The organism is Xanthomonas campestris pv. phormiicola (assembly GCA_025666215.1).
GTDB classification, from domain to species: Bacteria; Pseudomonadota; Gammaproteobacteria; order Xanthomonadales; family Xanthomonadaceae; genus Xanthomonas_A; species Xanthomonas_A campestris_A.
This window is the reverse complement of sequence record CP102593.1, coordinates 3,336,538-3,353,655: the sequence shown is the minus strand read 5'-3', so window position 1 is coordinate 3,353,655 and position 17,118 is coordinate 3,336,538. Positions and strand designations below refer to the sequence as shown.

6 protein-coding genes and 1 pseudogene are annotated in these 17,118 nt (G+C 68.7%); 5 read left to right on the top strand and 2 right to left on the bottom strand.

Going from position 1 to position 17,118, the window contains the following annotated elements:
• Positions 1 to 19 precede the first annotated feature (19 nt).
• From NRY95_13895 to NRY95_13875, 5 genes and pseudogenes are all read left to right on the top strand, one after another.
• Positions 20 to 2,337, top strand: a pseudogene (locus NRY95_13895) (S9 family peptidase).
• Between the two features lie 388 nt (positions 2,338 to 2,725).
• Complete coding sequence (locus NRY95_13890; protein UYC14823.1) at positions 2,726 to 5,635, top strand: TonB-dependent receptor; 2,910 nt, start codon at positions 2,726 to 2,728, stop codon at positions 5,633 to 5,635.
• Positions 5,636 to 5,842: 207 nt separating this feature from the next.
• Positions 5,843 to 8,266, top strand: a complete 2,424-nt coding sequence (locus NRY95_13885) for a glycoside hydrolase family 127 protein (GenBank protein ID UYC14822.1) — start codon at positions 5,843 to 5,845, stop codon at positions 8,264 to 8,266.
• A gap of 55 nt (positions 8,267 to 8,321) precedes the next feature.
• Positions 8,322 to 9,914 carry a glycoside hydrolase family 27 protein gene (locus NRY95_13880; protein ID UYC14821.1) on the top strand — a complete coding sequence of 531 codons (1,593 nt, stop codon included), beginning with the start codon at positions 8,322 to 8,324 and terminating at the stop codon, positions 9,912 to 9,914.
• A 622-nt stretch (positions 9,915 to 10,536) separates the two neighbouring features.
• The gene (locus tag NRY95_13875; GenBank protein UYC14820.1) at positions 10,537 to 13,425 is read left to right on the top strand and encodes a TonB-dependent receptor; all 2,889 of its coding nucleotides are present in this window, start codon (positions 10,537 to 10,539) and stop codon (positions 13,423 to 13,425) included.
• 433 nt (positions 13,426 to 13,858) lie between these two features.
• Here NRY95_13875 and NRY95_13870 read toward each other — a convergent pair whose 3' ends face one another.
• Both NRY95_13870 and htpG read right to left on the bottom strand, forming a co-directional pair.
• Positions 13,859 to 14,884 (bottom strand): Ldh family oxidoreductase, encoded by a 1,026-nt coding sequence (locus NRY95_13870; protein UYC18592.1) that lies wholly within the window; start codon positions 14,882 to 14,884, stop codon positions 13,859 to 13,861.
• Between the two features lie 211 nt (positions 14,885 to 15,095).
• The gene (htpG, locus tag NRY95_13865; GenBank protein ID UYC14819.1) at positions 15,096 to 17,000 is read right to left on the bottom strand and encodes a molecular chaperone HtpG; all 1,905 of its coding nucleotides are present in this window, start codon (positions 16,998 to 17,000) and stop codon (positions 15,096 to 15,098) included.
• Positions 17,001 to 17,118: the final 118 nt, after the last annotated feature.

Sequence of the window (17,118 nt, the reverse complement as noted above, 5' to 3'; positions counted from 1 at the left end):
TGCATCGGGTGGCTGACGGATGAAGACGGATCGAAACAGGCGGCGGGTCGTCGCACCGGGCGCACTGCTGCTCGTCTTGGCGGCGCTGGCACCATGCGCGCCGGCCGCACCGAGCGCGGACGACTATCGGCGCGCGCAGGCGCTGAGCCAAGGCTACGAGGCGCTGGTCGACCGCCAGCCGTCGCAGCCGGTATGGCTGGATCCCGGGCATTTCCTGTACCGGCGTTCGCTGGTGCGCAGCGGCGCCGCACCGGCGATCGAGTACCGCCGGGTCGCGGTGGATGGCGGCCGCAACGAACCCGCGTTCGATCATGCGCGGCTGGCGGCGGCGATGTCCGCGGCCAGCGGCAAGCCGGTCGATGCGGCGGCGTTGCAGCTGGACGAGGTGAAGCTGGATGCGCACCGGCTCGCCTTCGAGCGCGATCGGGTGCGCTGGCAGTGCGACCTGCCGCAGTACCGTTGCACGCGCACCGATATGGGCGCGTTGCCGCCCGATTCCTACGACATGAGCATCCCGCTCAAGCAGGGGCCGGCGTATGCGCAGGCGTCACCGGACGGCAAGCGACGCGCCTGGGTCGAGGCCGGCAACGTGGTGGTCGCGCCAGCCGCCGGCGGCGCGCCGGTCGCGCTCAGCCACGATGGCAGCGCCGCCGAGTACTACGCGGCGGACAGCATCGCCTGGTCGCCGGATTCGACCCGGCTGGTCGCCTACCGGGTCAAACCGGCGCCGTTGCGCACTACTACATCGAGTCGGCGCCGCCGGACCAGTTGCAGCCCAAGCTGCACCAGCAGGTCTATGCCAAGCCCGGCGATGCGCTGCCGGTGCTGCAGCCGGTGCTGTTCGATCTGGCCACGCGGCAGGCGCGGGCGGTGCCGGCGACGCTGTTCCCGAATGCGTTCGCGCTGAGCTGGCCGCAGTGGCGCAGCGACGGCAGCGGCTTCACCTTCGAGTACAACGAGCGCGGCCACCAGCGCTACCGGGTGATCGAGGCGGACGGGCGCAGCGCGCAGGCGCGCACCCTGATCGAGGAAACCTCGCCGACCTTCATCGAGTATTCCGATCTCAGCGGCAGCCACGAGAACGGCGGCAAACGCTATCGGCATGATTTCGCCGATGGCGCGCGCACCCTGTGGGCCTCCGAACGCGACGGCTGGGAGCAGCTGTACCTGTACGACACGCGCAATGGCGGCGCCCCGCGCCAGGTCACGCGCGGCGAGTGGGTGCTGCGCAAGGTCGAGCGCGTCGACGAGGCCGCGCAGCAGATCTATTTCACCGCTTCGGGCATGACCCCTGGCGAGGATCCCTACTACCGTCACGCCTATCGCATCGGCCTGGACGGCAGCGGGCTGACTGCGCTGACCCCGGTGCAGGCCGACCACGAGGTGGTGCTGTCGCCCGACGGACGCTGGCTGCTCGACCTGTATTCGCGGGTGGACCTGGGGCCGGTGCTGGAGTTGCGCCGCAGCGCCGATGGCGCGCTGGTGCAGCAGGTCGAACGCACCGACCTGAGCCGGCTGCGCGCCGCCGGCTGGGTGCCGCCGCTGCCGTTCCACGCGCCCGGCCGCGACGGCAAGACCGAGATCTGGGGCGTGATCCATCGCCCGCAGGGGCTCGATCCGCAGCAGCGTTACCGCGTGGTCGAGAACATCTACGCCGGTCCGCACGGCTCGTTCGTGCCCAAGACCTTCAGCGCGCGCGTGCCGGCGCTGACCGCGCTCGGCTTCGCCGTGGCGCAGGTCGACGGCATGGGCACCAACAACCGCTCGCGCGCGTTCCACGACGTGGCCTGGCGCAACCTCAAGGATGCCGGCTTCCCCGACCGCATCGCCTGGCACCGCGCCGTGGCGGCGCAGTATCCGTGGTACGCGATCGAACAGGGCGTGGGCATCTACGGCACCTCCGCCGGCGGCCAGAGCGCGCTCGGCGCGTTGCTGTTCCATCCGGAGTTCTACGTCGCCGCGGTGGCCAATTCCGGCTGCCACGACAACCGCATGGACAAGATCTGGTGGAACGAGCAATGGATGGGCTGGCCGGTCGGGCCGTGGTATTCGGCCTCGTCCAATGTCGACAACGCCGCGCGACTGCAGGGGCATCTGCTGCTGGTCACCGGCGACATGGACCAGAACGTGGATCCGTCCAGCACCTTCCAGGTCGCCGATCGCCTGATCAAGGCCGGCAAGGATTTCGACCTGCTGGTGGTGCCGGGCGGCGACCACGGCGCTGGCGGCGACTACGGCCGGCGCCGCCTGGCGGATTTCTTCGTGCGCTGGCTGCAGCAGGCGCCGACGCCCGACTGGAACCGCCAGGCCACAGCGTCGGCGCCGGTCGCGCGCTGACGGTTGCGCAAGCATCTGCGCCGTGTGGAGTGCGTCGATGTGGCGCGCCATGCGATCTATTGACACGTATCGACAAATTTCCACATCAAAGGTGAAGTTTTTCCACAAGACGCTGCACCTGCCGACGTGAAACCCTGCAAGTGCGATGTACGGCAACGCGCATCGCATTCTGCGCCGTGCGGGGATGCACGGCCTTCTCCATCGATCGATGCCGGTTCTCGCCGCCACGCGCCGCGAGGGCATGGCGTCGTGCGGCCTGGATTTCGATGCAGGCCGGCCATCAGAGAGACCGCCCATGCGCCACGTTCGCTTGCCTTCCCCCCAGCTGCCGTCCGCTTGCCGCGATCGACGCGGACAAGGGCGCAGCCTGTTGTGCGCCGCGATCGCCATGGCGCTGCTCGCGGCGTTGCCGGCGGCGGCGCAGGAGGCCGCTGCCGTGCGCGACAACACGGCCGCGGCCGCCGACGGCAACGACGGCGCCGCCGACGCCAAGACCCTGGACAGCGTGGTCGTCACCGGTTCGCGCATCCGTCGCAACGACGCGCTGGACGGCCCCACGCCGCTGACCGTGATCGGCGCCGAGCAGATCCGCGCGGCCGGTTATACCGAGATCGCCGATGTGGTCAATCAGCTGCCGAGCCTGGCGCTGACCCAGACCAGCCAGACCAGCAACCTGGCCGGCAACCCCGGCGTCAACGCGCTGGACCTGCGCGGCATGGGCACCCAGCGCACCCTGGTGCTGGTCGACGGCCGCCGCCAGGTGCCGGCGATCCCGGGCACCTCGGCGGTGGACGTGAGCAACATCCCCTCCAGCCTGGTCGAACGGGTGGAAGTCATCACCGGCGGCGCCTCGGCGCTGTACGGCGCCGAGGCGGTCACCGGCGTGGTCAACTTCATCCTGAAGAAGGATTTCCAGGGCCTGGACGCCAGCGCGCGCTACGGCATCTCCAGCCGCGGCGACATGCGCAGCAACAGCGTCGATGCGCTGTTCGGGCACAACTTCGCCGACAACCGCGGCAACGTCACCGTCTACGGTTTCTACGAACGCGAGCCCGATTCGGTGTCCGGCCAGGACCGGCCGTGGACCGCCACCGGCTACCCGATGTACACGCGCAACAACCGCAACCAGCGCTACTGGATCTCCGACAACAACCGCAACATCAACAACGCCGAGGACGCGCAGCTCATCCTCGGTGGCCGCCACTACGCGATGACCGCCGACGGCCAGCTGCGCGCGCCGGTGCTCGGCCCGGGCGGCTACGTCAACAGCGTGCCGGTGAGCCTGGCCGATCCGTCCACCGCACTGGGCAGCCTGCTCACCGACGGCGGCGAGTACGGCGGCCGCTACGACTCGTGGTACCTGGCGGTGCCGTCGGATCGCTTCGCCAGCCGCGCCACGCTCAATTTCGATGTCAGCGACAGCCTGCGCTTCTTCGCCAACCTCGGCTATTCGCGCACCACCTCGCAATCGGCGTGGCGCGCGCTGAGCGCGTTCGGCAGCGAGGCGGTGCCGGCCGACAGCCCGTTCGTCACCGACGCGATGCGCGCGGCCAACGGCGGCACGATCACCGACGGGGTCTACTTCGCGCGGCACTTCGACGACGAACTGGGGCAGGGCGGCAGCCAGTACCGGCGCCAACTGCTGCAGGGCGTGGTCGGCCTGGAAGGCGACTTCAGCCTGGGCGGCCGCGCCTGGAACTACAGCGCGTACTACTCCTACGGCCGCACCGAGCAGCGCAACCGCGACATCGATACGGTGTCCTACACGCGTTATTACCTGGCGGTGGATTCCACCACCGCCGCCGACGGCAGTGCGATCTGCCGTAGCACGCTCACCGACCCGGGCAACGGCTGCGTGCCGTTGAACCCGTTCAAGCGCCTGACCGCGCGGGAGATCGCCTACCTGCGCTACACCTCGGACTGGGCCACCACCACCATGACCCAGCAGGTGCTGTCGGCCTATGCCTCCGGCGGTATGTTCGACCTGCCCGGCGGCGAAGCGCAGATCGCGTTCGGCGGCGAGTACCGCAAGGAGCGCAACGACATCGGCGCGATCGCCCAGTACGATCCGGCCAATCCGGCCTACGACGCCAGCCTGGGCACCACCCAGCTGCCGCTGGTCGGCCAGTACGACGTCAAGGAACTCTACAGCGAACTGCACCTGCCGCTGCTGGCCGACCGGTTGTTCGCGCAGCGCCTGGGCGTGGACGCGGCGGTGCGCGTGTCCGACTACAACACCGCCGGCCGCACGGTCACCAACAAGTTCGGCATCGACTGGGCGCCGATCCAGGACATCACCCTGCGCGGCACCTACGGCAAGGCGGTGCGCGCGCCCAACATCGGCGAGCTGTACACCGCCAGCAGCATCGGCGGCATGTGGATCACCGATCCGTGCAACACCTACAACCAGCGCTACCGCAGCGACCGCAGCCAGTACACCGCAGCCAACTGCGCGCAGCTCAATCCGTCGGACAAGAGCACCTACTGGCTGTACCGCGACATCATCACCAAGGGCAACCTGGACCTGGCCAACGAGACCGCCAAGACCCGCACCGTCGGCATCGTGCTGCGTCCGCGTTTCCTGCCGGATTTCTCGCTGTCGGTGGACTACTACAACATCGACCTGCGCGGCGCGATCGATTCGTTCCCGGCGCAGACCGTCATCAACAAGTGCGTGGACGCGCCGACCCTGGACAACCCGTTCTGTTCCTTCGTCAGCCGCGACGCCGATGGCAACCTGCTCAACGTGGTCACCCAGAAGCTCAACCTGTCGCGCTACCTGACCCGCGGCGTCGACTTCGCCGCGCAGTACCGCTACGACCTGGCCGAGCGCTGGGGCCAGAACGCCGGCGCGCTGTCGTTCGACCTGAACTACACGCACCTGATCCGCCAGGACTACACGCTGGATCCGGACCAGCCGGAGGAGGTCACCCGCTTCGCCGGCGTGTTCGGCTCGCCGTCCTGGAAGGGCGTGCTGCGCAGCACCTGGTCCAATGCGCATGCCGGTGCGACCTGGTCGCTGCGCCACTTCTCCAAGATGCGCAACAGCACCCAGATCACCGATACCGACTACCAGAAGGTGTGGACCGGCAACGTGTTCTACAGCGACGTGTCCGGCTACTACCGGCTCAAGTCGGGACTGGAACTGTTCGGCGGGGTCAGCAATCTGTTCGATCGCGCGCCGCCGCGGGTGCCGGGGGCGGAGGCGGGCGGCGCCAACTTCGAGCTGGGCTACCACGCCGGCGTGTACGACGTGATCGGGCGCATGTACTACGGCGGGATCCGCCTGGCGCTGTGAGCGGCGGACGCGATTCGGCACAAATCCGCATGTTCGCGCAGCCGTGGCGACAAGACGCGATGACGTATCGATGACACAGTGGCGACAGGCCGCCCGTTCGTGGCCGCGGTCGGGCCCGCGCCTGCCGCCGCCAAGCGCAAAGGAGCAAGCAATGCCGTCTCGCCTTTCCCCTCGGTTCCCCGTGGTCATCCATTCGCGCGGTGCCCGATGAGCGCGCGCTCCGGACATGTCCACACGGCGCACTGCGCGCACACCGCGTCCGCGGACGCGGCGGCGGCGCTGGATCCGTCGCGGCGCCGTTTCCTGCAATGGAGCGCATTGGCCGTGGCCGCGGGATTGCTGCGTTTCCCGCTGGATGCCGCCGCGTCCAGCGCCGGCGCGGTGCAGGCGCTGCCGCTCAAGCAGGTCACGCTCAAGCCGTCGCTGTTCCTGGATTCGCTGCAGACCAACCGCCGCTACCTGCTGGAACTGGAGCCGGACCGGCTGCTGCACAACTTCCTGCAGTACGCCGGCCTGCCGCCCAAGGGCGAGGTCTACGGCGGCTGGGAAGGCGACACCATCGCCGGGCACACGCTCGGCCATTACCTCAGCGCGCTGGCCAAGATGCACGCGCAGACCCGCGATGCGGCGCTGCGCCAGCGCATCGACTACATCGTCGCCGAACTGGCGCGCGCGCAGGCGCGCGATCCGGACGGCTACGTCGGCGGGCTCACCCGCAAGAACGACAAGGGCGCCATCGACAGCGGCAAGCTGGTGTTCGAAGAGGTGCGCCGCGGCGTCATCAAGGGCAGCAAGTTCAATCTCAACGGCAGCTGGTCGCCGCTGTACACGGTGCACAAACTGTTCGCCGGCCTGCTCGATGCGCACGAACTGGCCGGCAACGCGCAGGCGCTGCAGGTGCTGCTGCCGCTGGCCGGCTATCTGGGCGGGGTGTTCGACGCGCTCGACCACGCGCAGATGCAGACCCTGCTGGACACCGAGTTCGGCGGCCTCAACGAGTCCTACATCGAACTGGGCGCGCGCACCGGCGATCCGCGCTGGGTCGCGCTGGGCAAGCGCCTGCGCCACGAGAAGGTGATCGATCCGGCCGCGGCCGGCCGCGACGAGCTGCCGCACATCCATGCCAATACCCAGGTGCCCAAGTTCATCGGCGAGGCGCGCCAGTTCGAGGTCGCCGGTGATGCCGATGCGGCGGCCGCGGCGCGTTTCTTCTGGGAGACGGTGACCGGCCACTACAGCTATGTCATCGGCGGCAATGCCGACCGCGAGTATTTCCAGGAACCGGACACCATCGCCGCGTTCCTGACCGAGCAGACCTGCGAGCACTGCAACAGCTACAACATGCTCAAGCTGACCCGGCACCTGTACCAGTGGACGCCGCAGGCGCGCTATTTCGACTACTACGAGCGCACCCTGCACAACCACACCATGGCCGCGCAGCATCCGGCCACCGGCATGTTCACCTACATGACGCCGATGATCAGCGGCGGCGAGCGCGGCTTCTCCGACAAGTTCGATTCGTTCTGGTGCTGCGTCGGCAGCGGCATGGAGGCGCACGCGCAGTTCGGCGACTCGATCTATTGGCAGGACGCGGCCTCGCTCTACGTCAACCTGTACATCCCCTCGACCCTGGATTGGCCCGAGCGCGATCTGGCGCTGGAGCTGGACAGCGGCGTGCCGGACAACGGCAAGGTGCGGTTGCAACTGCGCCGCGCCGGCGCACGCACGCCGCGCCGCCTGCTGCTGCGGCTGCCGGCCTGGTGCCAGGACGGCTACACGCTGCGCGTCAACGGCAAGGCCCAGCGCGGCACGTCCGCCGATGGCTACCTGGCGCTGGAGCGGCAGTGGCGCAGCGGCGACGTGATCGAACTGGAGCTGGCGATGCCGTTGCGCCTGGAGCATGCCGCCGGCGATGCCGACACGGTGGTGGTGATGCGCGGTCCGCTGGCGCTGGCCGCCGATCTGGGCCCGGTCGCCGAGCCCTACGATGCGCCGGATCCGGCGCTGGTGGCCGCGGCCGATCCCTTGGCAGGATTCGCCGAATTGCCGCAGCCCGGGCATTTCCTGGCCGCCGCCACGCAGCCGCCGGGGCTGACCTTGGTGCCGTTCTACGCGCAGTACGAACGCCGCAGCGCGCTGTACTTCAAGCGCATGGCACCGGCGCAGTGGGCGCAGGAAGCGGCGCGGCGCGCGCGCCAGCAGGCCGAGCGCGCCGCACTGCAGGCCACCGCGGTGGACATGATCCAGTTCGGCGACGACGCCTCCGAGCAGGCGCACAAGCTGCGCAGCGATACGTCCTTCGGCGGCGCCTACCGCCGCCAGCAATGCCGCGACGTGCGCGGCAAGGGCTTCGTCGAATTCCAGATGAAAGGCAGCGCGCAGCCGCTGGCGTTGCGCCTGCGCTTCTGGGGCAGCGACAAGGGCCGCTTCAACCTCCTGGTCAACGGCAAGCTGGCGGCGGAAGTGCAGGTGGACCGCAGCCAGGTCATCGACTTCGTCGATCGCGACTATCCGTTGCCGCCGGAACTGACCCGCGCTGCGGCGCAGCTGACGTTCCGCATCGAGCCGCAGCACGGCGATACCGCCGGGCCGCTGTTCGGTGGCTGGTTGATCCCGGCCGCGAGCGCATGAGCGCCGTTGCCGCGCCTGCGCGCGGCGGCGCCGTTCCCTGACAGGAGATCCCCCGATGGCGTCGCGCTCGCGCTCCGTTCACCGCGCCCGCCGCTGGCTGTGGCGCGGCCTGCTCGCACTCGCCGTGGCTGGCTGCGGCAGCTGCGCGCATGCGCCGCCGCCGGCCGCGGCGATGGCGCCGGCCAGTCCGCTGCAAGGCATCTGGGTGATCGCGCAGGGGCCGTCGTTTCCAGGTCCGCGTTACCTGCGCATCGTCCAGCGCGACGGCCAGGTGCAGGGCAGCATCACCACCGACTGGTACGGCGACGTGCCGATGCAGCAGCTGCGCATCGACGGCGACGTGGCCCATTTCCAGATCGACAACGGCAATCCGCGGCTGCCGGCGCAACCGTGGACCGCGACCCTGGAGCACGGCCAGCTGCACCTGGCCGGGCGCATCTGGGACGAGCAGGTCGACGTGCACGCTAGCCGCGGCAGCGAGGCCGATGCGGCGCGGCTGGCGTTTCCGGTCGCGCCGCTGCCGGCTTATGCGGCGTTGCCGGGCGACGGCCTGGCGCGGACCCCACCGCTGGGTTGGAGCAGCTGGAACCGCTTCGCCGAGCACATCGACGACGCCACCGTGCGCCGCATCGCCGATGCCATGGTCGCCTCCGGATTGCGCGATGCCGGTTACGTCTACGTCAACATCGACGACGGCTGGCAGGGTCAGCGCGACCGCGCCGGCGTCCTGCAGCCGAACGCGCGCTTCCCCGACATGCGCGCGCTGGCCGACTACGTGCACGGCAAGGGGCTCAAGCTCGGCCTGTACAGTTCGCCCGGTCCCAGGACCTGCGCCGGCTACACCGGCAGCTACGGCCACGTCGAACAGGACGCGCGCACCTGGGCGGGCTGGGGCATCGACTACCTCAAGTACGACCTGTGCTCGGGCGAAGGCGTCTTCCGCGAGCCGCAGCAGGTGCGCCGCGCCTATCTGCAGATGGGCCAGGCGTTGCGCGCGAGCGGGCGGCCGATCGTCTACAGCCTGTGCCAGTACGGCCGCGACCATGTCGGCCAGTGGGGGCGCGAGGTCGGCGGGCACCTGTGGCGCACCACCGGCGACATCGAGGACACCTACGCGAAGATGGCCGCGATCGGTTTCGAGCGCAACGGCGATCCCGCCGACGCCGGGCCGGGCGGCTGGAACGATCCGGACATGCTCGAGGTCGGCAACGGCGGCATGAGCGCGGACGAGTACCGCACGCACCTGGCGCTGTGGGCGCTGTCGGCGGCGCCGTTGCTGCTCGGCAACGACCTGCGGCAGATGGCGCCGGCGACGCTGGCGCTGCTGCGCAACCGCGACGTGCTGGCGATCGATCAGGATGCGTTGGGCGTGCAGGGCAGGGCGGTGCGCAAGGATGGCGCGATCGAGATCTGGCGCAAGCCGCTGGCCGATGGCGGCGTCGCGCTGGGTGTGTTCAATCGCGACACGCAGCCACATCGGGTGGCACTGTCGGCGGACGATGCCGGCACCGCGTTGCACGGACGTCGCTGGCGCGATCTGTGGCGCGGCGGCAACCGGCCCGCCAGCGAGCTGCGCAACCTGCAGGTCGCCGCGCATGGCGTGGTGCTGCTGCGGCTGTCGCCGCCGACTGCTGCACGCTCTCGCTGAGCCCGACAGAAACGCGGGACATGCCGGCACGGTGGCGGTGCGCCACGCTGGCACGCCTGCCTGCGCGAGCTTCGGGCCTGCCGGCACTGGCCAAGGACGGCCGCCGTCGGCGCGGTCGCACACGCCTTGTATGCCGAATTGCACGCAGCGCCGATCCGGCATGCAACGGCGGCCTGGCTGAACCGAAGGCAACGGACAAGATTGCCGATCTGTCGCGCGATCGCGCCGCCATGTCGCGACCATGCGTTATTCCGCATGCAGAACCGCTAATTGCGTCAAGACGCCGGCCGCGGTTACGGGCACATTGTGATGGCATCGTTAAAACGTGATGATCTTTTGTTTTCCGGCCAGCGGCCGGTGCGCGGGACAGGATCCGCCACCGCCCTTCGCCACCCACCGCAGGACCGGGGATCTGCGCACGTGCAGCGTGCGAAGGACAGCAAGCATCCCCGCGATTGCGTCCGGCCTTGCTGAAGCCGCGACGCAGGATGCGTATCACTGGCGCCGCTGTTGCAGCGGCGTCGCTCTCTGCACGTTCCGTCCGCTGGCGCAAGCCGGCGCGGACCCGTTCGGCCCCTCGTTTTCGCCTACGCCACGTGTCGCCATCGCTCAGGAGATTCCCATGTCGTTCCCGCACGCACCCCATCCTTCCCATCGCCGCGCATCGGTGCCGCAACCGCTGGCACTGGCCGTGGTCGCCGCATTGTCGCTGGGCACCTCCTGGTCGGCGCTGGCGCAGGAGGCGAGCGCGGACGACGGCAAGCCCCAGACCCTGGACAGCATCGTGGTCACCGGCTCGCGCCTGCGCCGCGTCGATACCGAGACCGCCAATCCGGTGGTGACGATCAGCCGCGCGCAGATCGAGGCGACCGGCAAGGCCACGCTCGGCGATCTGGTGCAGGAACTGCCGTCGATCGCCGGCAACGCGACCAACCCCAATACCAACAACGGCGGCGGCACCGGCGCCTCGACCATCTCGCTGCGCGGCCTGGGCGAGAAGCGCACGCTGATCCTGGTCAATGGCACGCGCCTGGCCAGCAACGACGTCAACGCGATCCCGGCGACGATGATCGAGCGGGTGGAGGTGCTCAGCGATGGCGCCTCGGCGGTGTACGGCTCGGACGCGATCGGCGGCGTGGTCAACTTCATCCTGCGCAAGGGCTTCGACGGCATCGAAGGCAGCACCGACTTCGGCACCAGCTCGCGCAGCGACGGCAACCGCCGCAACTTCTCGCTGACCGCCGGCAAGACCGGCGAGCGCGGCAGCATCGTCGCCGGCCTGTCCTACCACAACATCGATCCGGTCTCGGCCGGCGCGCGCAGCTATTCCAAGGATGCGCTGTCGCTGATCGACGGGGTGCCGGTGAAGCAGGGTTCCTCGGCCACGCCGACCGGCAGCATCAGCTTCAACGACGGCTCCGACGCGGCCAAGGCGCTGGCGGCGAGCAACGGCTGCTCGCGGGTCACCTTCAACGGCGGCAGCGCCAGCCCGACCAATGCCAGCCAGTACCACTGCTACGTCGCCTCCACCGATTCCTACAACTACCAGCCGTACAACCTGCTGCAGACGCCGCAGGAACGCACCAATGCCTTCGTGATCGGCAGCTTCCGCTTCAACGATCACCTGGAAGGCTACGTCAACACCTACTTCAGCAAGACCACCTCGTCCTCGATCATCGCGCCGATCCCGATCTTCGCCAACGGCGACAACTTCCTGGTCTCGGCCGACAGCTACTACAACCCGTTCGGGGTCAACTTCGGCACCGACCGCAGCACCGGCACCTCGTACAACAACTTCAACACCCGCGCCACGGTGCTGGGCAACCGCCGCTACGAGTACAACACCTACAATTTCCAGATCAATCCCGGCCTGCGCGGCAGCTTCGGCGACAGCTCCTGGCAGTGGGACGCCAGCGTCAACTACGGCAAGGTCAAGCAGAAGTCGATCAACTACGGCTTCCTCGACTACGCCGGCTTCAACGCCGCGGTGGGGCCCTCGTTCCTGGACAGCGACGGCACGGTCAAGTGCGGCAGCGCCGGCGCGGTGATCGCCGGTTGCACCCCGATCGACATCTTCAACCTCAACAGCGCCAGCAACAAGGCCGCGCTGGAAGCGCTGGTGGTCAACCCGATCGTGACCAGCGTCTACACGGTCAAGCAGTTCGAGGCCAACGCCAACGGCAACCTGTTCGACCTGCCGGCCGGCACGGTCAGCCTGGCGGCCGGCGTGTCCTACCGCAAGGAAAGCACCTCCACCGCCGCCGATCCGCTGTGGACCGGCGACGAGAACGGCATGTGCGGGGTGATCGAATTCTGCGCCACCGTGCTCGGCGGCAGCTTCAGCGTCAAGGAAGCCTATGCCGAGGCGCTGTTCCCGTTGCTGGCCGACCTGCCGCTGGTGCATTCGCTGAACCTGACCGTGGGCAGCCGCTTCTCCGACTACGACACCGTCGGCAGCAAGACCAACAGCAAGGTCTCGCTGGAATACCGCCCGATCGAGAACCTGCTGCTGCGCGGCACCGTGTCGCAGGTGTTCCGTGCGCCGAACATCAACGAGCTGTACTCCGGCGTGGTCGGCGATTCGCCGTCGGTCACCGATCCGTGCAACGGCTACACCGGCGGCCATGCCGCCGCCTGCGCCAACGTGCCCACCGACGGCAGCTACCAGCAGGCCGACAACCAGGTCGGCGCCAAGGCGTCCGGCGCGGTGGTGGCCGGCTACCAGCTCAAGCCGGAGACCGGCAAGTCCTACGACTTCGGCGTGGTCTACGACCCGGGCTGGCTGGACGGCCTGTCGATGAGCGCGGACCTGTGGAAGATCAACCTGCAGGACACCATCACCCAGGTGTCGGCGCAGACCGTGCTCAACCAGTGCTACGCCAATGCGTCCAGCGCCTTCTGCGCGCTGATCCACCGCAACGACAACGGCACCATCAACTACATCGCCGAGCCGACCGTGAACCTCGGCAAGCTGTGGGCCAGCGGCGCCGACTTCAGCCTCAACTACCGCCTGCCGGACACCGCGTGGGGCAGCTTCAACGCCAGCCTCAACGGCACCTACGTGATCCGCTACGACATCAACCCGGACACCACCGACGCCAGCACCGTCACCATCCACAATGCCGGCAAGTACACCTACGCCTACGGCAACTTCCCGCGCTGGCGCGGGCTGGGCACGCTGAGCTGGAACCTGGGCGACTGGAGCGCGGCGTGGCGCATCCGCTACATCGGCAGCACCGAGATCGGCAGCGCCGATACGCGGCAGGGACTGTCGGCCGACGCCGATCAGGCGGCCGTGGTGCGCGGCATCGGTTCGTACGTCTATCACAACGTGCAGGTCGGCTATAACCTCAAGCCCTGGCACACCCGCGTCGAACTGGGCGTGGACAACCTGGCCGACAAGCAGCCGCCGCTGTACTACGCCAACAACGTCACCAACGCCAACACCGACGTGGCCACCTACGATCTGCTCGGCCGCTACTACTGGGCGCGGGCGACGGTGAAGTTCTAAGCGCGAGCGCGCGTTCGGCCGGTGCGAACCAGGATGTTGCAGATGCCGTTTCCGGTTGGCGTCTGCCCAGGCGCGCCGTGATGTGAGGGTTCGCGATGCTGGCGGCAGCCCCTTGCATGGCTGCCGCCGGTGCCGAGCGGATCCGCCCTGGGGCGTTGTGGCGCGATTGCCGGTGCGTAGCGATCAACACGCCCATGGCGCCGGCCGGCTGCGCGACCGTGACGGCGCCTATTACGGGTCTGGCGAGTACGACACTGCCGGTAGATCGAAGGCCGGGGGAATCCCGGCAATCCCGTCGATCGGCGTTATGTCTGGTTACCGTTGACGCGGACGCGCAGGGCTTTCGGATCGATGGGCGTGGCGTCTGGTCGCCTGCGCAGCCGTGAGGGCGGGCGGCGCCTGGCGCTTGCCCGCGCAGCCGCACTGCGCCGGCTTACTCCAGCAACTTCAGCAGGTCCCGATGCAGGTCGCGCGGAATCCGCACGCCTTCGCGGAGGCTGAGCGCGCGCGCTTGATAGCGGCGTTGCGAGGGCAGCCGCGCACCGGTGTCCTGGTAGGCGGCGAAGAAGGTTTCGGCGCGGGCCATGTGCGCGGCCCACTCCGCGCCGAGGAAGCGCACCGGGTCCAGCGCCAGGATCAATTCGCCGTGATAGGGCGAGGCGCCGGCGCCGCCATCGTGCGCCAGCGATTCGGCGCTGGTGAGGTCGCCGATCAGCGGCCCGGCGATCAGTTCGATCATCGCCGACAGTGCCGATCCCTTGTGTCCGCCGAAGGTCAGCATCGCGCCGCCGCCGCCGGCGACCACGTTCGGATCGGTGCTCGGCCGGCCTTCGGCGTCCACGCCCCAGCCTTCGGGAATCGGCAGGCCGGCGCGGCGGTGCAGTTCGATCTCGCCGCGCGCCACCGCGCTGGTGGCGAAATCGAACACGAAGGGAAGCGCGTCCACGCGCGGCCAGCCGAACGCGAGCGGGTTGGTTCCCAGCAAGGGCGTGTGGCCGCCGGCCGGCGTGACCCAGGCATGGCTGGGATTGCAGATCAGCGCGACCAGTCCGGCCTCGGTGATGCGTTCGACTTCCGGCCACAGCGCGGAGAAGTGCACGCAATGGTTGATCGCCAGCGCCGCCAGCCCAGTGCCGCGCGCCTTGTCGATCAGCGGCGGCAGGCCGCGCTCGAACGCCAGCAGCGAAAAGCCACCGCAGGCATCGACGCGCACGATGCCGGGTGCCTGATCGTGCACGACCGGCTCGGCATCGCCCACGACCTTGCCGTTGCGCAGCGTCGCCACGCAGCCCAGGGTGCGGTACAGCCCATGCGACGCGCAGCCGTCGCGTTCGCCCGCGACGATCGTGGCGGTGAGGGTGCGCACATGCGCCGGGCCGAAGCCGGCATGGCGCAGGATACGTTCGACCAGCGCGGTGGCCTGGTCCAGGGACAGTGCGACGGGATCGCTGGCGTTCATCGAAAAGGCGCGGACGGGGGACACGGATTCTCGCCTGCGCCGCGCTTTGTGAACACCCTCGGCTGCCAGCCGGCACCGCGCGGCTTGACCTGCGTGGTGCGTGGCAATTTAGAACTCCCCGGCCCGTGCAACAAGCTGCCGATCGGGCCGGGAAACAACGAAGCCGGCATTGCGCCGGCTTCGTTTCCACGCGCGCGTGGGCCTGCCAAGTTTACGCCGACAGTTCCAACAACAACTTGTTGAGCCGCCGCACGTAAGCAGCCGGATCCTTGAGGCTGTCGCCAGCGGCCAGCGCAGCCTGGTCGAACAGCACCCTGGCCAGGTCGCCGAAGCGCTCGCCATCGGCTTCCGCGTCCAGCTTCTCGATCAACGGGTGCGCCGGGTTGAACTCGAACACCGGCTTGCTCTCCGGCAGCTTCTGTCCGCTGGCTTCCAGGATCTGCCGCATCTGCAGGCCCAGGTCGCCCTGGCCGATGGCCAGGATCGCCGGCGAATCGGTCAGGCGGTGCGACACGCGCACTTCCGAGACGTCCTCGCCCAGCGCCTGCTGGATGCGCTCGACCAGGCCCTGCTTGGCCTTGGCCGCTGCTTCCATGGCCTGCTTCTCTTCGTCGCTGTCGAGCTTGCCCAGGTCCAGGTCGCCGCGTGCCACGTCGACGAAGGACTTGCCGTCGAACTCGGTGAGGTAGCTCATCAGCCACTCGTCGATGCGGTCGGTGAGCAGCAGCACCTCGATGCCCTTCTTGCGGAACACTTCCAGGTGCGGGCTGTCCTTGATCTGCGCGTAGCTCTCGCCGCTCAGGTAGTACAGCTTGTCCTGGCCTTCCTTCATCCGCGCCACGTAGTCGGCCAGCGCCACGCTGTGCTCGGCATCGCCGCTGTGGGTGGAGGCGAAGCGCAGCAGGCCGGCGATCTTCTCGCGGTTGGCGAAATCCTCGGCCGGGCCTTCCTTCAGCACCTGGCCAAAATTCTTCCACACGCTCTTGTAGCGTTCGGGGTCGTCCTTGGCCAGCTTCTCCAGCATGTCCAGCGCGCGCTTGGTCAGCGCCGACTTCATCGAGTCGATCACCGGGCCGGACTGCAGGATTTCGCGCGACACGTTCAGCGGCAGGTCGCTGGAATCGACGATGCCCTTGACGAAGCGCAGGTACAGCGGCAGGAACTGTTCGGCCTGGTCCATGATGAAGACGCGCTGCACGTACAGCTTGAGCCCGCGCGAGGCATCGCGCTGGTACAGGTCGAACGGCGCGCGCCCCGGCACGTACAGCAGCGAGGTGTACTCGAGCTTGCCCTCGACCTTGTTGTGGCTCCACGCCACCGGATTCTCGTGGTCGTGCGCGATGTGCTTGTAGAGTTCCTGGTACTCCTCGTCCTTGATCTCGTTGCGCGGCCGCGTCCACAGCGCGCTGGCGCGGTTGACGGTTTCCCACTCCGGCGTTTCCGGCTTGTCCTTGTCCTCGCCGTGGTGCTCCTTGGGCAGCTCGATCGGCAGGGCGATGTGGTCGGAATACTTGCGCACGATGCCGCGCAGCTTCCAGCCGTCGGCGAAGCCGTCCTCGCCTTCCTTCAGCTGCAGGACGATGCGGGTGCCGCGCTCGGGCTTGTCGATGGTGGCGACCTCGAACTCGCCTTCGCCGCGCGAGGACCAGTGCACGCCCTCGCTGGCCGGCAACCCGGCGCGGCGGCTGTACACGTCGACCTGGTCGGCGACGATGAAGGCGCTGTAGAAGCCCACGCCGAACTGGCCGATCAGGTGCGAATCCTTCTTCTGGTCGCCGGACAGATGCTTGAGGAAATCGGAGGTGCCGGACTTGGCGATGGTGCCCAGGTGCGAGACGATCTCCTCGCGGCTCATGCCGATGCCGTTGTCGTCGATGGTGACGGTGCCGGCGTCCTTGTCGAAGCCGATGCGGATGCGCAGCTGCGCATCGCCGTCCAGCAGTTCGGGCTTGACCAGCGCCTCGAAGCGCAGCTTGTCGGCCGCGTCGGAGGCATTGGAGATCAGCTCGCGCAGGAAGATCTCCTTGTTGGAATACAGCGAGTGGATCATCAGCTGCAGCAGCTGCTTGACCTCGGTCTGAAAGCCCAGGGTTTCTTTTTGGGTTTCCACGCTCATCGGTGCTTGCTCCAGGGGGGGATGGCTGGCCGCGCGGAGGAGGGCGCGGCTCTGCCAGCGGACATGGTGGCGGCCAGGCCCGGCTTCAAGCGCCCGGCGGCGCGAGCGGGCGCCATGG